The sequence below is a fragment of the Lysinibacillus sphaericus genome (assembly GCF_015844675.1).
GTDB classification, from domain to species: Bacteria; Bacillota; Bacilli; order Bacillales_A; family Planococcaceae; genus Lysinibacillus; species Lysinibacillus sphaericus_E.
Window position 1 is genome coordinate 1 of sequence record NZ_LDGC01000051.1, and the last position, 18433, is coordinate 18433.

At 34.7% G+C, this 18433-nt stretch carries 18 protein-coding genes and 1 pseudogene; 14 read left to right on the forward strand and 5 right to left on the reverse strand.

Features of this window, described 5'->3' with window-relative positions; all coding sequences use genetic code 11:
- The 6 genes from ABE34_RS12935 to ABE34_RS12960 all read left to right on the forward strand — a co-directional run.
- Nucleotides 1-172: zinc ribbon domain-containing protein (locus tag ABE34_RS12935; RefSeq protein ID WP_197142974.1), on the forward strand; the 172-nt coding region annotated here is incomplete at its 5' end.
- A 135-nt stretch (nt 173-307) separates the two neighbouring features.
- The gene (locus ABE34_RS12940) at nt 308-895 is read left to right on the forward strand and encodes a sulfite exporter TauE/SafE family protein (RefSeq protein ID WP_346655560.1); all 588 of its coding nucleotides are present in this window, start codon (nt 308-310) and stop codon (nt 893-895) included.
- Between the two features lie 199 nt (nt 896-1094).
- Nucleotides 1095-1418, forward strand: a complete 324-nt coding sequence (locus tag ABE34_RS12945; protein ID WP_197143109.1) for a YnfA family protein — start codon at nt 1095-1097, stop codon at nt 1416-1418.
- A gap of 165 nt (nt 1419-1583) precedes the next feature.
- Nucleotides 1584-2099: a sigma-70 family RNA polymerase sigma factor gene (locus ABE34_RS12950; RefSeq protein WP_197142975.1), complete on the forward strand. Its 516-nt coding sequence runs from the start codon at nt 1584-1586 to the stop codon at nt 2097-2099.
- Complete coding sequence (locus ABE34_RS12955) at nt 2089-2694, forward strand: zf-HC2 domain-containing protein (RefSeq protein WP_197142976.1); 606 nt, start codon at nt 2089-2091, stop codon at nt 2692-2694. Before ABE34_RS12950 ends, ABE34_RS12955 begins: the two co-directional genes overlap by 11 nt.
- Before the next feature lie 136 nt (nt 2695-2830).
- Nucleotides 2831-3244: a GNAT family N-acetyltransferase gene (locus ABE34_RS12960; RefSeq protein ID WP_197143110.1), complete on the forward strand. Its 414-nt coding sequence runs from the start codon at nt 2831-2833 to the stop codon at nt 3242-3244.
- Between the two features lie 73 nt (nt 3245-3317).
- On the opposite strand, the gene ABE34_RS12965 is transcribed toward ABE34_RS12960, so the two are convergent.
- A complete protein-coding gene (locus tag ABE34_RS12965; protein WP_197142977.1) occupies nt 3318-4076 on the reverse strand; it encodes a class I SAM-dependent methyltransferase in 759 nt (252 codons plus the stop codon).
- A gap of 361 nt (nt 4077-4437) precedes the next feature.
- Between ABE34_RS12965 and ABE34_RS12970 the strand changes: the two genes are divergently transcribed.
- From ABE34_RS12970 to ABE34_RS12980, 3 genes are all read left to right on the forward strand, one after another.
- On the forward strand, nt 4438-5388 hold the full coding sequence (locus tag ABE34_RS12970) for a sensor domain-containing diguanylate cyclase (RefSeq protein WP_197142978.1): 951 nt from the start codon (nt 4438-4440) through the stop codon (nt 5386-5388).
- A gap of 378 nt (nt 5389-5766) precedes the next feature.
- Nucleotides 5767-7332 (forward strand): leucine-rich repeat domain-containing protein, encoded by a 1566-nt coding sequence (locus tag ABE34_RS12975; protein ID WP_197142979.1) that lies wholly within the window; start codon nt 5767-5769, stop codon nt 7330-7332.
- Nucleotides 7333-7490: 158 nt separating this feature from the next.
- Nucleotides 7491-7832: a nitrite reductase gene (locus tag ABE34_RS12980; protein ID WP_197142980.1), complete on the forward strand. Its 342-nt coding sequence runs from the start codon at nt 7491-7493 to the stop codon at nt 7830-7832.
- Nucleotides 7833-8352: 520 nt separating this feature from the next.
- On the opposite strand, the gene ABE34_RS12985 is transcribed toward ABE34_RS12980, so the two are convergent.
- Entirely contained in the window at nt 8353-9810 is a 1458-nt protein-coding gene (locus ABE34_RS12985; protein WP_197142981.1) for a copper amine oxidase N-terminal domain-containing protein, read from the reverse strand.
- A 287-nt stretch (nt 9811-10097) separates the two neighbouring features.
- Here ABE34_RS12985 and ABE34_RS25110 point away from each other — a divergent pair.
- From ABE34_RS25110 to ABE34_RS12995, 3 genes and pseudogenes are all read left to right on the forward strand, one after another.
- Nucleotides 10098-10271, forward strand: a pseudogene (locus ABE34_RS25110) (sporulation membrane protein YtaF); the annotation flags it as partial.
- A gap of 174 nt (nt 10272-10445) precedes the next feature.
- A complete protein-coding gene (locus ABE34_RS12990) occupies nt 10446-11090 on the forward strand; it encodes a helix-turn-helix domain-containing protein (protein WP_197142982.1) in 645 nt (214 codons plus the stop codon).
- A gap of 141 nt (nt 11091-11231) precedes the next feature.
- Nucleotides 11232-12053 carry an LCP family protein gene (locus ABE34_RS12995; RefSeq protein ID WP_430982166.1) on the forward strand — a complete coding sequence of 274 codons (822 nt, stop codon included), beginning with the start codon at nt 11232-11234 and terminating at the stop codon, nt 12051-12053.
- 522 nt (nt 12054-12575) lie between these two features.
- On the opposite strand, the gene ABE34_RS13000 is transcribed toward ABE34_RS12995, so the two are convergent.
- The 3 genes from ABE34_RS13000 to ABE34_RS13010 all read right to left on the reverse strand — a co-directional run bounded on the left by ABE34_RS13000 (nt 12576) and on the right by ABE34_RS13010 (nt 16020).
- A complete protein-coding gene (locus ABE34_RS13000; RefSeq protein ID WP_197142984.1) occupies nt 12576-13391 on the reverse strand; it encodes a stalk domain-containing protein in 816 nt (271 codons plus the stop codon).
- Nucleotides 13392-13752: 361 nt separating this feature from the next.
- A complete protein-coding gene (gene nhaC, locus ABE34_RS13005) occupies nt 13753-15135 on the reverse strand; it encodes a Na+/H+ antiporter NhaC (RefSeq protein ID WP_197142985.1) in 1383 nt (460 codons plus the stop codon).
- A 117-nt stretch (nt 15136-15252) separates the two neighbouring features.
- Entirely contained in the window at nt 15253-16020 is a 768-nt protein-coding gene (locus tag ABE34_RS13010) for a sulfite exporter TauE/SafE family protein (protein WP_197142986.1), read from the reverse strand.
- A 411-nt stretch (nt 16021-16431) separates the two neighbouring features.
- Between ABE34_RS13010 and ABE34_RS13015 the strand changes: the two genes are divergently transcribed.
- Nucleotides 16432-17052 (forward strand): DUF47 domain-containing protein, encoded by a 621-nt coding sequence (locus ABE34_RS13015; RefSeq protein WP_079560238.1) that lies wholly within the window; start codon nt 16432-16434, stop codon nt 17050-17052.
- Nucleotides 17053-17067: 15 nt separating this feature from the next.
- Nucleotides 17068-18084, forward strand: a complete 1017-nt coding sequence (locus ABE34_RS13020; protein WP_197142987.1) for an inorganic phosphate transporter — start codon at nt 17068-17070, stop codon at nt 18082-18084.
- Nucleotides 18085-18433 lie beyond the last annotated feature (349 nt).

Here is an 18433-nt window from a genome sequence, read left to right on the forward strand (position 1 = left end):
CAGATGGTTTCCATCTAGCCAAATATGTTCTGATTGTGGACATCATGATGGCAAGAAATCTCTTAAAATAAGAGACTGGACTTGTCCTAATTGTCATGCAAACCACGATAGAGATATTAATGCTAGTAAAAATATTCTTGCTGAAGGCTTACGAACATTAGCCTTGGTTTAAAAAATCATAGAACCGTAGGAATCTACGGAGATAGCTTGGTAAATAAGAGAAACCGCTGTTGGTAAAGAAATACACCAACAAGTATGCTCTGTTCCCAAGAATCTCCCACTTCAATCTAGACCGGAAGGTCGATAAGTGGGGGTAGTTCAAGGAAATCGATCTTTACGAATGAAAAACAATTGGCAGGAAATTGTCTTTTTTATATTAGGGAAAGTCGTTGTATTTAGTTTAATAGGTTTATTCGCCTGGCTATTCGGTCAGTCCTTTGAAACGGAGATGACAAAGTATTTTCCTATTTTTCGTCAAGCAATTGGTCCAATCATGCTAATAACAGGACTCGTCCTCATCGGAGTTTTAAAATTAAAATTTTTAAATCGAATCCCTAATTATATTCCTGCAGTTTTAAAAGAGGGGAAATTGGGCTCATTTCTGATGGGGGCTAGTTTTTCCATTGCATTTTGCCCTACGATGTTTGTGCTATTTTTCGTATGGTTAATGCCTACTGTCATAACCTCTTCATATGGGGTAGTTTTGCCGGCCATTTTTGGAATTGCAACCTCTGTGCCACTTCTAGTGATGCTGGGGCTTATCCATTTATTTGACGCCAAAAGGTTTATTATGCGTACAAGCATGAAAATGGGAAGAGTGATTCAAATCGCAGCGGGAGTTATTCTTATTCTAATCGGTGTAACAGATACAATTACTTACTGGGGATTGTATTAAAGTGGAAAGTAAGCATAGTAAAAATAAAATAGCGATATATATTTACAATATTTCGCATTTCTCCAAACAACCTTTTGCTTTTGGTTGCACAGGGGAAAAGCGAATTTTTTTTGATTTCCTTAATGGGAACGTACTTTTATGTATAATAGAGCAGATAATGAAAATTTTCTTTTAAATATGAATAGAAAGTGTGAAAAAAATGATTGGTGCAACATTATTATTTATCCTCGCAGGTATTGGGGAAATAGGAGGCGGCTATTTAATCTGGCTTTGGTTAAGAGAAGGAAAACCATTTTACTGGGGCGTTTTAGGCGGAATTGCGTTAGCTTTATATGGAGTTGTCGCTACTTTTCAAAACTTTCCAACATTTGGGAGGGTCTACGCAGCCTATGGAGGTGTCTTTATTGTCCTTTCCATTTTGTGGGGCTGGGGAATAGACGGAGAAAAACCAGACACATTAGATTGGGTTGGAGCTGGTATTTGTTTGATTGGTGTGATGGTGATTTTATTACCTCGATCATGATAGGAAAAATGGTACCTTCTAATATTATTTTGGGACCTTCACAATTTGAGTAAAATCATCATTGTGAAGGATTTTTTATTATAAAAAACTTTTTGGTAACGAATCTTCTTTAATAGCTATATATAAGTGTCCACCATTAAAAGTCGAAAGAGAGGAGGGAGGAAAGTGGAGGATTTAAGTGAAATTTACAAATCTTATGCAGATGAAGTAAAACGGTTTCTTATTTGTTTAACAACGAATGTCGATTTAGCTGAGGAATTGACGCAAGAAACATTTTATCAAGCTGTGAAGTCAATTGACCGATACAACGGTGAATGTAAGATGTCTGTTTGGTTATGCCAAATTGCAAAGCATACATACTATAATCATTTAAAAAAGGCAAAACGTTATAGTCATAATAGTGTAGAACAAATGATGGAAATGGGGTTGGATGTTCCATCTAATGCGGCACCACCAGAAGTGGAGCTTGCAAAACGGATTACATTTATTTCATTACATAGAGAAATTCATCTATTAAAAGAACCGTATCGTGAAATATTTTTGCTTAGAACTTCCGTCCAACTTAGTTTCAAGGAAATTGGAGAAATATTCGATAAAAGTGAGAACTGGGCAAGGGTAACCTATTTTCGAGCCAAATTAAAATTGGTAGAAAGGATCCGAGGTGATCAGGATGAACTGTAATATAATAAAAGATTTATTCCCCTCTTATATTGATGGTATTTGTAGTGAAGATACTTCTAGAGTTGTCGAGGAACATATCCATCATTGTGAAAAGTGCAGAAAGTACCTAGAAATGATGGAGCAGCCAACAAATACTAGTCTGCCAGAAGAAGTCATGGTAGCAAAAGCGCCTTTTAAAAAAATTAATAAAAAGCGTCGTATTCAAGTTGTTATTTCTATATTGATTACTTTTATTATCACAATTATTGGCTCTCTAGTCGTTCAAGAAGTGGGAGTTGTAAATGATTTCTTTTTTCCAATGAATATGACTACTGTAAATGTAACAGATGAAAAGGAAGAGTGGAATAAAGTATATTTCGATAATAAAGAGTATTTTAAGTTCGATAGTATTTTTTGGAACAAAGAAATTGTTAATCATGCAAATAACAATAGTGAAGTACTTCTAAGAATTAAAGATGCAAATGGTCATGTTGTAGTAGATGAATTTCACATACCGCCCGGGAAAAGCAAGAAATTGGAGGGATTAAAGAAGAACGTAAACTATTACCTCGAGATAAAAGCTAAAAAAGGCCAATTTTTCATTAATGTAGTGTAATTAGAGGATTTTTAGAATTTGAATCGAATATTTGTAGTAATGCCGAAAAAGTATGGGGGTCGCAATTTTGCTACTTTATTTTTGATATGTATCATCTACCTAAAAAATTTTATAACTATTTAGGAGTTGATATATGATGATATACAAAAATTCACTTGATGGAATTTCAGATGATATGTTGAATGGCTTTTTTGTGGATTGGCCGAATCCACCAAATCCCCAAACTCACTTAAAGTTGCTAAAAAACAGTAGTAAAGTAGTTATTGCTTTAGACGATCATACGAACCAAGTAGTTGGATTTATTACAGCGATTAGCGATGGGGTACTATCTGCTTATATTCCGTTTCTTGAAGTTTTGCCGGATTATAAAGGAAAAGGTATTGGCAAGGAATTAGTCAATCAAATGTTAAAGGAACTTGATTATATCTATATGGTTGATTTGTGTTGTGACGATGACTTAGTTCCTTATTATGAAGAGTTTGGCATGATCAAATCAAACGGTATGCTCGTTAGGAATTACGACATGCAATCGGGCATTTCAAACAAATAAATAGTGAGAAAAACGCTTGGATATTTTCCAGCGTTTTTTTGTGCTTTCTGCGATTTCACGTGTGAAAAGAATGTTATTTTTTTATAGCAACAAAACGTAATCTGCGATAATCAGCAACCCATTGATGATTCTGATAAAGCATTGGCTTTAATAATTGTTCGCATTTCGCATAAATTTGTTCTTTTTCAGTTTCTGATAAATGCTGGAGCATATTCGTACTGAACATTACTAGCCAATTTCGTAGCCCATCCTCGCCCTGAAGCGGTGTTGGACGTTCATATAGTGAAATCATGTCAACTGTAAATCCAGCACCTTCCAACTTCGATTGATATTCTTCTAAAGTTGGAAAATACCACGGGAAATATTCCTCAATATAAGGTAGTTTATATTCTTCCATACTTTTTTGAAGCGCCCAAACAATAGAAGCAATATTACCGTGTCCACCCATTTCAGCGATGAAACGACCACCTTGTTTAAGTGCACTGTAAATGTTTTTGATAATCGCATCCGGATGCTTCATCCAATGTAATGCAGCGTTTGAAAAGACAGCCTCAAATTGATTGGTTAGGTGAAGTGCTGTAGCATCCAGTGTGTGAAACGTAATGTCTGGATATTTTTGCTGTGCAGCGATAATCATATCGTGGGAGGCATCTATCCCTTGAACATGGGCGCCATGAGTAGCAATTTCATGGGCTAAGTCACCAGTGCCACAGCCGACATCTAAAACTCTTTCATTTATTTGTGGAGCCAGCAAATCAACTAAGCTTCCTCCAAATTTTGAAACAAAGTCATGTTTTTGATCATATAAATGGGCATTCCATTTTGGTGTCATTTCCCTCATCTCCTTTGTTTAAGCATAACAGAGAGTTTAATTGAACAGAAATGCGTAAAATGATTAGTTTTGATTCCACATTGGAATATAGGGAGACCAATTTAATAGTTTCGGTAGACCGTATCATAAGTAAGTGCGGTAAAAATGAAAGACCTAAAGTATTGATTTACCTGTGCAGCTACTCAATTAAGTCATTTTTTTATTTTATTATATGGAAGAATTGTATAAATAATATATAAGCATTTTGTTATAGGTAAAATGAAGGTATAATTTACTTTATGTTGAAAAAATTTGGAAAGTCGATTTGATTGTAATTTTCGGGAAAATGAATTTGCACAATTTATATGAGGGTGGTTTTTTTATGTGGATTTATTTTGGGGGCATAATAATAGGACTTTTACTACTATGTATACGCCTACATTATCAAAAATCTAAGCTACAACAAAAAGTAGAGTTATTAGAACCACTGGTGGAATCGGTTGAAAATATACGTGATATTTTATATTACTGTGAGACGGTTCCTAAGTTGAAATATCTATATTTAAGTCCTACTGTCAATAATCTCCTTGGTCCAAATGCATTAAGAGATCATGTACAGGATCCTGATAAAATTTTTGAAATAATCCATCCAGATGATTATGAGATCCTAGTAAAGAAAATAGTAGGGACACTTAATTTTAATCAGCCTATTACGGTCCGCTTAAGAAATCATCTAGGGGAATATATTTGGTCTGAAGAATATGCTACACCTGTTTATAAGGATGGCAAATTTGTAGCTATACAAGGTTTATTTAGAAATATTAATGATAAAATCGTATTACAACAGCAATTAGAGTACAAATCTACTCATGACGCCTTAACAAATTTATATAATCGTGATTATTTTCAAGCAAAGATGGCTCATTTTAACGAACGGAACGACCCGATTACAGTAGTCCTAGCAGATTTAGATGAGCTGAAATGGGTTAATGACGAATACGGTCATCAAATGGGGGATAAATTAGTTTGTGAAACAGCAGCTTGTTTGGAAGCTTATGCAGATGATGACATGCTTATAGCAAGAATCGGTGGTGATGAATTCTCTATTCTTATTCCAAATAAAAGCGTTTTACAAGTCGAGCAATATTTAAAAAATGTTGAGATGAAAATGCAAAGTGACTATAAAGATTTGCCGTTCTCATCGATTAAAATATCTATTGGGTATGAATATAGCAATTCCTCTTACGGCGTTATGGAGCAGTTGTTTAGCCAAGCAGATGCGAAGATGTATAAAAATAAGAAGGAAAGAAAATTATTAAAGCAAAAGGTTTAGTTTTTTATTTTGATGCAGTAAGCCGTACCATAAGTTAAAAACGCTTATGAAAAGAGAGTATGGGACATAATAAAAAGTCATCATTTCTTGAAGAGAGAAATGGTGGCTTTTTGCTATTGAAGGAATTGATTTACGTTCGAGGTACGCTTTAAGGGGGTAGGATGCTCTTATAGTATCAAGAGTCTCGCCGCTTCGCTAGGAGTATCCCTGCACGCCTGTTAATTTAATGACTATCAAATTTTTATAAAAAAGTTCCAAGAAGGGAAAGAAAAGTAAGATTTTCATGCTATAATTCCATTGCGGACTTTCAAGTCGCCAGTACATATTCAATAGTGCGAAGCAATGCAACCTAGTAAAGTTATAAGAGAGGAAGTTAGAATGATGAAACGTTTTACAGTTTTTTTACTTATTATCGTGTTATGTACGAGCTTTTCAATACAAATCTATGCTGAGGAGGCTCTTAGCAAAGAAGTGGTCTTTGCTGACCCAAATCTTGAAACAGCTATTAAATCATTATTGAAAAAAACTAGCGAAGAAGCGGTTACCAAATTAGATTTAGAGACCCTTACGGACGTTAATTTATCAGATAAGGAAATTAAAAGTTTGCAAGGATTGGAGTACGCCACAAATATTACGCAATTAAAATTATCCTATAATCACATTGCTGATATCTCACCATTGAAGGGGCTTACAAAGATCCGAATTCTCAACCTTACGGATAACCAAATCTCTTCGATTGAAGATTTGTCAGCTATGAAGGAGCTGGAAACTCTTCACATTTCAAATAATCAAATCTCATCTTTGGATGCGGTGAAACAACTTCCCTGTCTACTACAGCTTTTTGCTGATAGAAATCAAATTTCGAATGTCCAAGGTCTATCGAATGCCATAGAATTGAATTTTTTAGATTTGAGTTATAATAAAATTGAGAATATAGCGCCTCTGAGCAACTTATGGAAGCTAACAGATTTGTATGTTGGTTATAACCAGATTCATGATCTTACGCCACTTCGGGTGCTGACTACCAATTTAAAGTCACTGTCAGTTAATAATAACAGGATTACGGATATTAAACCGCTAGAGACGTTGTTCAACCTAAAAGCACTGTCACTTAGCAATAACAAGATTACGGATATTAAACCGCTAGAAAAATTGGTCGACCTAACATCGCTTATAATTGGCAGCAATAATATTACTGATATTAAGCCGTTAGCAGGATTAGTTAACCTTGGTACACTCAATGCAAGTGATAATAACATTAAGGATATTGCGCCTTTATCGAAATTAGTCGACTTGATAGGGTTGGGCTTATCATCGAATCAGATTTATGATTTGGAACCATTAAGGAATATGAAAAGACTGGTTACCCTCGATTTGAACAACAATCGGATTTGGAATTTAGAACCCATTCAGGATATTAAATTTTCGACTTCTTACGAGTACGAGAGTGGGGTTGAGCTGTATAACAACAACTTGGACATGAGCCCAGGTACAAAAGCATACAAAATATTCTTAAAAGTGACCAGTATTAGTGATTATGAAAAAGTTAAAGCGTCTCAGAGAAAGACTCAGCGCCTGATAATTGGAAGCACTACAGCATATGTGGGCGACAGTGCTTACCGTAATAGGATGGCCCCATTTATTTATATGGATCGTACTTATGTGCCAATTCGTTTCGTTTCAGAGCAGTTGGGGGCAAACGTAGGGTGGAACCAAAGTAAGAAAGAAGTAACAATCCAAAAAAACGGAAAATCGATACGTTGGACAGTGGGGAACAAGCAAGTACAGGTTAACCAGCAAACGATGATGTTTGACTCTCCTTTACTTCTAAGAGGTAACACTACTTTTGTTCCTATACGCTTCGTTTCAGAACAGTTAAATACTTCCGTTGAATACATAGGCAGCAGAAAAATGGTCATTATTTTCGAGAATGAAGCAAAATAAGTTTTGAGTTAAGGGCATCCGTCAAAAGGATGCCCTTACAGACAGCGAGGATAGGAACGGTTTTTAAAAAGGACCATCTAAAACGTTGATTTAATAATGTTTTAGATGGTTTTCTTTAATCATAATATCAAATATAAATAGATGGAGATTCACTCATAATGAAAAGGTTCCTACTAAAATGGTTAGGATTAGCAGCTATTTGCTTAATAGGTATAGCAACTTCAACAAATGTTTTTATGCCTGACACAGGTTTAGACTCCCGAAAAATTGAGCGCAATATTAAGAAATTAAGGTTATTTTCATGGTTCAATGAGTTATATGAAGATAACAGGCATCATAGCAGTTTTTTTATCAATATACATGTTAGAAAATATTTAGAAAGCTCTATTCGTGTTTATCTACTAAAGAGTAGCGAAAAAGAACAGAAAAAATTTATTCAACTATTAGAGAAAGTTGCTCAGGAACGAGAGAAAAATAAAGTTAAAATAACGGCCATTTAATATAGTGAGGAGAATTTTACGATAATTAAACAGGAAGGATAAAAATGGAGCTATATCTTTAAAAATATACACAAGGTTTTTTATTTGCAATATTGTTACTGATTATGTTTGAAATAACGGAGGGAATTAGCAATACCGGGGAGTTGAAATATTGGATAGTACTAGCATTCGTATTGCCAGTATTTTTATATTTTTCAATGGATGTTAGTAAGGAATTTATGAAAAATAATATGTTTTCAAGAGTGAATTTTATTATGTATTTTTTTGTACTTTTAAGAATAATTTCATCATTAATATGTATGGTATTAAAGTGTAAAAACCGCATTTAGTCATATTACTGTGAACCGTAACATAAGTAGGGGCGGTTTATTAAAAAAACTATCTAGAATGCTAATTTAACAACAATGATGGCTCACATTTTTACTTCTTATCTGTTGGGACTGGTCCTGGAATAAATCTGTATTAAAAAATCTCTAGTAAACAAAGTAAGCTCCTTGTTTACTAGAGATTTTTATTGTGATTATTTAATTAAAATGCTCTTGTTTTTAGCGTTCCAAAGTACAGTTTTACCAAGTTCTTCACTTACAAAGCGAAGTGGTACAAATGTCGTGCCTTTAATGACTTCAGGTTTCACTTGAAGTCTCTTATAACTGCCGTTAACAGTTACATAATAGCTATCAGTATTTAATACGATTTTTGTACCGTGTAATTGTACTGTAATATCATTAGTTTTAGAATTCCAGTTAACTTTTGCACCAAGTTCTTCACTTACAAAGCGTAAAGGAACTAATGTTGTTTCTTCCTTAGTGAAAGGGGCAACAGCAAGTGTTTTACTTTTACCATTAATATAGGCTGTTTTACTATTTAAATATAATAAAATCTCGTTACTTTTTGTTGCTGAATTTGGATAACCAGCAGTTAAAGTATACGTACCAGAAGAGTATTGATCACCCCAAGAGTCACTATAAACTTTTATATAGTATGTGCCGGCTGCTAAATGATCTGAATAAGACTGTGAGTAGCTACTACCCAACCATTTTTTCTTTGCATCATAAATCTCAAAACGTGCTGGCGCTGAAGTATTGGATAACGAGATGCTAATATTTCCTTCTTTATTTGACGTAATTGAATAAAAGTCAATATCATTGCTATTTGAAATTTGAGATGTAATTGAAACATTTGATTTGATAGGGAAAGCATTTTCACGCGTATCATTAGGTTCAAATGTTGATGGATTGTGCTCTTTAGAATTTGTAGAATAAGTCGCAATTAAATCATACGTACCAGAAGAGTATTGACTACCCCAACCGTATTCATAAACTTTAATATAATATGTTCCAGCTTTTAAAGATTCGAAAAGAGATGAGTTACTGCTAGAAATTAATTTTTTATTACTATCATATAAACTAAATTTGATTGGTGCAGATGTATTTGCTAAATAAATATTAACATCACCATTGTCTACAGTCGTACTAAATTTATAGAAATCTACATCAAACTCATTTGAAATTAAAGAAGAAATCTTTTTTCCTGACTGAATAGAGAAAGCATTTTCACGCGTATCATTAGGTTCAAAAGTAGTCGAATCATGCGTTACATTTCCACTACTATACGTCGCTTTAATTTCATAAGAACCGCTAGAATAGCTATCACCCCAGTAGGAATCAAAAACTTCAATATAGTATGTACCAGCTTTTAAAGATGTGAAAAGAGATGAGTTATAACTACTAATTGAATTTTTATTACTATCATATAGAGTAAATTTGATTGGCGCAGTTGTGTTTGCTAAATAAATATTAATATCGCTGTTATCTTGCGTAGTATTAATTTGATACCACTGTGATTCTTTTGAAGATGTTAGTGTGTTTGAATGTGTGTTGCCAGATTCTAAATAAATCGTATTTGATGCATGACTTGTTGAAGCAAATCCAACTATAGCAAACATCACAAGGAATAAACTTAAAATATGTTTTTTCAATTATGACACTCCTTTAAAATAATATTGTATTATTATACAAATAAATAACTATAATATCAACAAAAGGATAAATTAACCTAGTTTTAAAGGATTATATCTTAAAATAAAAATATTAAATAGCTGATGTAAATTAAATTTCAACTTTATTAAATTGGTATATATTTTGAGGTAATTATTGATGGATATTAATGATTTGTATTATGTAACTAAGTTCTTATTGTTTTTTTGTCAACGTTTTTTGGATAAATATAAAAATAAGGGATGTGGTACAGTGACTGACTTAATTACCGCTTGCCATCTCAATAACTGCTGCAATCGGTAGTTTTATTACAGTTTGGTTAGGGGTCAAGTTAGGAAGTAAAGTAGCGGGTGTTCGAATAAGTACATTCACTGTAGGGCAATTTGGAACAATTGTTAGTGGAGTAATTTTGTTAATAATTGCTTTTGCAAAGTTCTTTTAACTTCTTTCAGCAGGAGATCTTTGTGCAATCATAAGGTCGAAACTGGACGCAAATGGGTAGAATTTATCTTGAGTGTTGACAAAATGTCAACGTGATAATAAACTTCTTGATAATGATAATTTTATATACAACTGTTTAATGTATGTTAGTCACAGTAAGAAGGAGGAATCAAAGATGGCTGAGCAGAGAAACAGTATTACTCTTGGTGTATTGCTGAGAGAATTATTAAAAGAACGTTCATTATCTATGCGGAAGTTTAGTGAACTCACTGGAATCGATACAGCTACGATTTCACGGATAATAAATGGAAAGAGAAAAGCGACACCACAACATTTAGAAAAATTTGCTGACTGCCTTGGCGTTCCGTTAATCAATCTTTTTGAAGCAGCAGGTTACGCTATAGAACAGAGACAAGAAGAGTCAGATTCAGATATGCATACGTCTGTTGACGCAATACAGGCTCTACTTAAATCTTCAAATGTTTATGATGATGAATTTTCGGTAGCACATGTCGAACAGAAACTAGAAAGCTATGGATTATATGCGCAAACAGAAGAAGGTAAAAGTTCGATTCATAAGGATTTTGATGAAAAAATTAAGAGTGTAGGTAGCATAGGTCCGTTTATAAGCAAATTAAAAGAGTTATATGAGAAATTCTCATTAGGAAAGGGCACATTTTTTGAACTAACTGTAATTGGAAGTACATTATTATATTTTATTATTCCAGTAGATGTTATACCTGATTATCTATTTGCTGTTGGTTATTTAGACGATGCAATAGCTGTACAACTTACTTCAAAGGCATTACTAAAAATATAAATTAGAGTTAATGATAGGTGGATATGGATGAAAAAAAGCAAAAAGAGCCGTAAATGGCTAAGAAATTTGTTCTTAGCATTCGCATTAGCAATCGTAGTAGGGCTTATTTATTCGGTTTATCAATACAAGAGTGGATTGGCTATGGCAGACGATAGTCATATTAAAGATAACGAAAAGGGGTATGACCCATTTGAAGGTGCAGATGTGCAATTTGGTCAGATTAATGTGCTATTACTGGGAAGTGACGCTAGGGACGAGGATGGTAGATCGGATTCGTTAATGATTGCACACTATGACCAAACGACGAATGATGTAAAACTAATTTCTATCATGAGAGATACGTATGTTGACATCCCAGGGCACGGAATGAATAAAATAAATTCTGCTTTTGCCTTTGGAGGTCCTGAACTTGTAAGGAAAACAATTAAGCAAAATTTTGATATTGATGTTAATTACTACGCTATCGCGGATTTTAAAGGATTCCCTAAAATTATTGACCTTTTAGCACCTGATGGAATTGAAGTTGATATTCCATATGAAATGTCCTATGGAATTGGTATGACCTTACATCCTGGAAAACAAACTTTACATGGTGACGGGTTATTAGGCTATGTACGATTCCGCCACGACCGTTTAAGTGATTTTGGGCGAGTGGAACGCCAGCAAGAGGTTTTGACAAAGGTGAAAGAACAAATCGGTGTTTCAAGCTTAATGAATTTGCCAAAATTACTTGGTGTTGCAGATTCATACTTTGATACAAATGTTGATAATAAAACAATCCTTACCATTGGAAAAGGGATCGTAAATGGAAAATCTAGTATGGACACTTTACGAATTCCAGTTGCCAATTCTTATGAAGATAAACGTACGAATGTAGGAGATGTTTTATATATTAACTTAGATAAGAACAAACAGGCATTAGAGGAGTTTTTATCACCGAAGGACGATGATAAAAATAACTAAAGCAGACGACGTTTCATCTTAAGTGAAAAGTATCAAGTTAGCAATACAATAAAATTAGAGTATGTTTTGAACAACTTTTTCAAAACATACTCTTTTTGTTGTTTTATAGGTTATGGAGATTTTTTTATCTGCAAATTACATTAACATTTTTCGTGAAAATTCTCATATTAACGGATGAGTTAAACCACTAATGTTACATATCTAAAATTCTTTCATTTTTTGTTCAAGCAAATTTATTAAGCGTCCTCCAAATTTTGAAACAAAGTCATATTTTGATCATTTAGAAATTGAAAACGTCAATTTAATATTAGTTTCGATGAACCGTATCATAAGTAAGTGCAGTTTATTCATATAGAAGGGTAAGTCATTTTGCGCCTGCTTTTGTGGATTTAACTTAAGATACAGAGAGAATTTATTTAAAAAAGAAGAATTTTATTGATTGGTATAAAAACATAATAAAAGGAGGCATTCCTAAATTTAATGTAAGGATACCTCCGTTGGCTTTTTATAAGTGCTTAACTTTTACATTTCTACCTTTCGATATTCTGTATATTCGCCTTCATATTCGGCAAGGCCTAAATGATTGCAAGAGCCGTACATATTTTCGATATGGATAGCATCATCATATTTAACTAAATCAAATGAGCAGCCATTTACCTCATATGATGCCACATCATCAGAAATTAGCTGTGCGTCACGTGTTGTATACTTAAAATGCCATGGCATTTGGTAGCCAAATAATTTTCCATTTGTAGGGTCATAGCGAATGCCATTAACAGATGTAAATGTAATTTTTGTCGGTGTTACTTTATCAATACGAAGTGATGTTATTACACCTGATCCTGAAAAGCCTGAATTACCGTAATAGCCTAACCAATGTGAGCGTTCTACTTGCGAAGATCCTTTTGCATAAATTGATACATCATGTGAATCTTGATCCCAAGAAACTGTCGCACCTAATGCTTCGCTAATAAAGCGTAATGGCACTAATGTTGTCCCTGATTTTATAATCGGTGCTACTGACACAGCTAATGGGGTGCCGTTAATTTTTGCTTTTTTTGAACCGACCATTAGCCAAACCGTATTCGTGCTATTTTTCGCTGTAATCGTTTTATCTTTCGCATTCCAGTTTACTGTTGCACCTAATGTTTCAAATACGCCTCGCAGTGGTAATAGCGTTACGCCATCTTGAATAATTGCATCACTGTGATAGCTTTGTGTTTGTCCGTTTGCTACGTATACATCAATCCCAGAGTAGGCAGAAGCATTATGTCCTTGTAAACTAAATGTAACGATGCATGTCATAGCAATTATAAAAGATTTAAAAATCTTATTCATAGTATTCTCTCCTTCTAATGACTAACTGATTGAATAATTTTATCGCAAGTTATTTCTTTTTTTTTATGACTTCCAACTTTTCCACATTTACCCTTCGGTAAATATATTATACTAGTATAAAACAAATGTGAAGGAAATTCACACATTTTTTTTAATAGGTTTTTACTAGTTTTATAATGTAGGTATTAGGAGTAAAGATTTAGGTTGGACACTATTGTAGATTATGGAATGAATTATCATTATTTTATGTCTTTCAATCTAGTAATCGAGGATATCAATTTGAAAAAGGTCAAATTGCAACTTGTAGAGTTAAAGGGTGGGAATAGAAAAAGGTAGCTGACGAATTCATCAGCTACCAATGTTATTTTTCAAGCTTTGTTAATGTTTTACCGCTCCAACCAAAGAGGATCGTCAAAATTGGTCCGAGTAGACAGAAGAAGGTAAATGGCAAGTAAGATGTTGTTGGTATATCTAGTACACTAGCAATAAAAATACCACAAACACTCCACGGAACAAGAGGATTGACTACTGTACCTGCGTCCTCCATAACTCGGGAAAGATTTTTAGGGGCAAGTCCAACCTTTGCAAACTGTGCTTTAAAAGCTTCACCCGTTAGTAAGATAGATAAATATTGCTCACCAATTAATGTGTTCACACCAATCCCAGTAATGGCAGCACCCGTAATAACAGAGCCAGCGCTTTTAAAGAAGCTCTCGACCTTCGCTAAAATACTTTGAATAATGCCGAGCGTAAATAATAGTCCGCCCATTGTTAATGCTAATAAAACTAAGGCAATTGTAAATAGCATACTGTTCATACCACCGCGAGACAGTAATGCATCTACACCTTCATTACCCGTACTAGATACATAGCCTTCAAAAAGGATTTTAAAAACATTCGATAAGGCAATCGGTTCTTGTATGTAGGCAAGTCCGACACCAAGAATGGAGACAACTGCAAGAGTGATAAGTGCAGGTGCTTTATAAAAAGTCATAATAACGAGAACAACAATTGGTAATAATGTATACCAATGAATAAGTCCAGTTGACAGTAAGCCTTCTTTAAATAGCTCAACTGTTTCAAATGAAGTATTTGCTCCTGTTGGCGAAATGATTGCATAAAGGACGAATGAGATCAAGAAAGCTGGAATCGTTGTCCAACCCATATTTTTAATATGCTCGAAAAGATCTACACCAACAGTACCAGATGCAAGATTTGTTGTATCCGATAGGGGAGACATTTTATCCCCAAAGAAAGCTCCAGAAACAATCGCACCAGCCGTTATAGCTAAAGAGATATCCATTGCACCAGCAATCCCCATAAAAGCAACGCCCACTGTCGCAACAGTCGTTAAAGAACTCCCAACTGAAACACCGACGACACTACAAATTAAAAATACGATGGCAAAGAAAAAGCTTGGTGAAACAGTTAAAAAGCCATAGTAGATAAGTGTTGGAATGGTGCCACCCATTATCCAACTAGAAATTAAAATACCGATAAAGAAGAAAATAAAAACTGCCCCAAGTCCAGCACTTGCACCAGCAACCATTCCAGTTTCAAGCTCACGGAACGGAACTTTCTTTAGTAATCCATATGCAATTAAAAGTGAAATGACAAGAAAAATAGGTATATGGGGTGTCGCTTTTAAATACCCAATACTGTATGCCATCACAGCAATAATTAAAAGTATAATAAAGGTTGCCTCGATAAATCGAGGGTTACTCTTTGCTTCAATTCGAAACATGCTAATCCTCCTAACAGTCACTTCTCCGCTTCAATGCGTTGAAGCCCAAAAGTATTATAGCATGCAGAAACAATTTGTCAATGATATCAGTAGTGTTTATCCATTTAGTAGTGGACTTTAATGGCTACTGAAATAATCCCAAGTATTTTTGACAATTAATAGACAAGTCATGATGATAAAAATAATACGCATCATTTTTGTCCCGCGTTTCAGCGCAAATTTTGAACCTAGTATGGCACCGAAAATCATAATAAAACCCATCGGTAGGCCGTATAAAAAATTCACCTTTCCTAAAAGTAAAAACATAGCAAGCGCTGCTAAGTTTGATGTGAAGTTAAAAGCTTTTGCATTACCCGCAGCTTGCAAAAAATCATTGCCCATCATTAATAAAATGAAAATAAAAAAAGAACCAGTACCAGGTCCGAAGAAACCATCATAAAAGCCAACAGCAGCAAAAGCGCCGACAAAGATGATTTTCTTCCTATTACTTAAAATCCGTTCTTCAGGTTGCTGTCCCCAATCTTTCTTAAAAACCGTATAAGTGGTAACAAGGACGAGCATAACAAGCATTAGAGGCTTTAAAATAGCAGGTGATACAAGATGCACAGTATAGGCACCAATGAACGAACCAATAAAAATAAAAGGTATTATTTTTCGATTCTTTTTTACATCGACCTTACCAGCTCGTAAAAAAGTTAACATGCTAGTCCCATTACTAATTGTATTGGCGAGTTTGTTTGTGGCAATCGCTGTACTTGGTGGTAAACCAACCGCCATAAGCGCAGGTAATGAAATTAACCCTCCACCACCAACAATCGCATTTAAAAAGGATGCGATAAATCCGAGTACTAACAGTATTGTAAGTGATAGTAAATCGATGTCCATATGTATATACTCACAACCTTCTTTCACGCATATTGTGTAAGTTACATTTTTCTTATAACTGTACTGCGAATTGTAATAAATGGCAATGGAGCTTCTCTTTTCTAATGTAAATTTCGTTTACAATTTCTTAACATTAATAAAGATGAAAAAAATAGAAAGGAAAAAAGTTTTTCAAGTATTTTTATAAAAATAAAAGAAAAAACGGGTATATTTAAAGAAAAATCGTTCATTTTTGTTATTGAGTTTCCAACGTTTTCAACTTGGAAAAGTACCTAGAAATAATTGTGGCAAATTTTATATTACATTTTTGTAAATTCAACTCGTTTATGTTTAAAAATTTGTAGAAGTATGTGAAAGTTTTGTTATGATGATTGCAGAAATCGACAATATTCATTCAACAGGAGGAACATGATGTTCAACTCAAACAAGCAAGATCCATTTTTTAAAGCATTATTAAATATTTCTAAAAATGTTAAAGAAGGTATTTATTATGCTCACAATGCGCGTATTCAAGATATAGATGCACTAAAAGAAATCGCAGACACAATGAAGGACTATGAAACAAGTGGTGATAAATTAATTCACGAACTAATTGTGATGTTAAATAAATCATTTATGACTCCAATTGAACGTGAGGATATTTTGGCACTTGCCAATAAATTAGATGATGTCATTGATGGCATGGAAGGCTGTATTGCTCATTTTGATATGTATAATTTAACAGAAGTGACAGAGCCGATGCGCCAATTCTTAACATATATTGCGAAAAGCACAGACGAAATGGTTCAAGCAATGGAGCTATTAAATAGTAAAAAGCTTGTTGAAATGCGTAAACATGCTATTCAAATTAAGGACTATGAGCGTGAATGTGATGAAATTTTCCGTTCTTCGATGAAGCAATTATTTATTCAAGAAAAGGATCCAATGCGCATCATGGTGTTTAAAAGTATATACGAACAATTTGAAGATATAGCTGACAGCTGTCAAACAGTAGCAAATACAATTGAGACAATAATTATGCGTAACGCGTAAGATGGAGAGTACTAAATGGATACGATATTACTGATAACAATATTAGTCGTTATATTTGCACTTGTATTCGACTTTATTAACGGCTTCCATGATACGGCCAACGCGATCGCAACTTCTGTATCAACAAGGGCATTGAAGCCACGTACAGCAGTATATATGGCTGCGGTTATGAACTTCATTGGAGCTATTACATTCGTTGGGGTAGCGAAAGCATTAACAAAGGATATTGTTGACCCGTTCAGCTTAAATTCCTATATTGGAGATACTACAGGTTCTGTTGTTATTTTAGCGGCATTATTTTCAGCGATTACATGGAACTTAGTAACGTGGTACTTTGGAATTCCGTCTAGTTCATCGCATACATTGATTGGTTCTGTGGCAGGTGCTGCCATTGCAGCGGCAGGCTTCAATATATTGAACTATAGTGGCTTTATAAAAATTCTTCAGGCACTTATTTTCTCACCATTACTTGCGTTTGGAGCTGGTTTCTTAATGATGACTTTATTTAAAGTCTTCTTTAAGGATATGAATTTATATCGAACGAATAAAGGATTCCGGACAATGCAAATTGGTACAGCTGCTTTACAATCATTTACACATGGTACAAACGATGCGCAAAAAGCGATGGGGATTATTACGCTAGCTTTAATTGCAGGAGGCTTGCACAATACAGACGATATTCCTTTCTGGGTACGTTTTGCAGCAGCATGTGCAATGGGTCTTGGTACTTCTGTAGGTGGTTATAAAATCATCAAAACAGTCGGTGGTAAGATCATGAAAATCCGTCCAGTAAACGGTGTTGCGGCAGACCTTGCTTCAGCATCCATCATTTTCGGGGCGACATTAATTCACTTGCCAGTATCTACAACACATGTTATTTCTTCATCTATTATGGGTGTAGGTACAGCACATCGTGTAAAAGGTGTTAAATGGGGCATGGCTCGAAAAATCATAACAACATGGGTAATCACGATGCCAATTTCCGCAGTCATGGCTGCAGCTATTTACTATATCTTAAGTTTATTTTTCTAACATAATGAGGGAATGCACGCAATTTGTGCATTCCTTTTTTTATTTGATTACGGAAAGAAAAGCAGGCGACGGAAAGAACGGCCAGAGCGACGGAAAGAAAGGGCGAAGTGACGGAAAGAACGGCCAGAGTGACGGAAAGAAAGCAGGCGACGGATAGACCGCCCAGAGCGACGGAAAGAAAGGGCGAAGCGACGGAAAGCCCGCCCAGAGCGACGGAAAGAAAAGCAGGCGACGGATAGACCGCGTCGAGCGACGGAAAGAACGGCCAGAGCGACGGAAAGAAAAGGCGAAGCGACGGAAGACCCGCCCAAAGCGACGGATAAAAAACGAGAAGTGACGGAAAGCCAGA

What these genes read in the sequence shown, in the direction of transcription:
- ABE34_RS13015 (WP_079560238.1), top strand. Translation starts at nt 16,432, where the DNA reads ATGTTCAACTCAAACAAGCAAGATCCATTTTTTAAAGCATTATTAAAT.
- ABE34_RS12960 (WP_197143110.1), top strand. Translation starts at nt 2,831, where the DNA reads ATGATATACAAAAATTCACTTGATGGAATTTCAGATGATATGTTGAAT.
- ABE34_RS12990 (WP_197142982.1), top strand. Translation starts at nt 10,446, where the DNA reads ATGGCTGAGCAGAGAAACAGTATTACTCTTGGTGTATTGCTGAGAGAA.
- ABE34_RS12995 (WP_430982166.1), top strand. Translation starts at nt 11,232, where the DNA reads ATGGCAGACGATAGTCATATTAAAGATAACGAAAAGGGGTATGACCCA.
- ABE34_RS12965 (WP_197142977.1), bottom strand. Translation starts at nt 4,076, where the DNA reads ATGACACCAAAATGGAATGCCCATTTATATGATCAAAAACATGACTTT.
- ABE34_RS12955 (WP_197142976.1), top strand. Translation starts at nt 2,089, where the DNA reads ATGAACTGTAATATAATAAAAGATTTATTCCCCTCTTATATTGATGGT.
- ABE34_RS12945 (WP_197143109.1), top strand. Translation starts at nt 1,095, where the DNA reads ATGATTGGTGCAACATTATTATTTATCCTCGCAGGTATTGGGGAAATA.
- ABE34_RS13020 (WP_197142987.1), top strand. Translation starts at nt 17,068, where the DNA reads ATGGATACGATATTACTGATAACAATATTAGTCGTTATATTTGCACTT.
- nhaC (WP_197142985.1), bottom strand. Translation starts at nt 15,135, where the DNA reads ATGTTTCGAATTGAAGCAAAGAGTAACCCTCGATTTATCGAGGCAACC.
- ABE34_RS13010 (WP_197142986.1), bottom strand. Translation starts at nt 16,020, where the DNA reads ATGGACATCGATTTACTATCACTTACAATACTGTTAGTACTCGGATTT.
- ABE34_RS13000 (WP_197142984.1), bottom strand. Translation starts at nt 13,391, where the DNA reads ATGAATAAGATTTTTAAATCTTTTATAATTGCTATGACATGCATCGTT.
- ABE34_RS12975 (WP_197142979.1), top strand. Translation starts at nt 5,767, where the DNA reads ATGATGAAACGTTTTACAGTTTTTTTACTTATTATCGTGTTATGTACG.
- ABE34_RS12970 (WP_197142978.1), top strand. Translation starts at nt 4,438, where the DNA reads ATGTGGATTTATTTTGGGGGCATAATAATAGGACTTTTACTACTATGT.
- ABE34_RS12980 (WP_197142980.1), top strand. Translation starts at nt 7,491, where the DNA reads ATGAAAAGGTTCCTACTAAAATGGTTAGGATTAGCAGCTATTTGCTTA.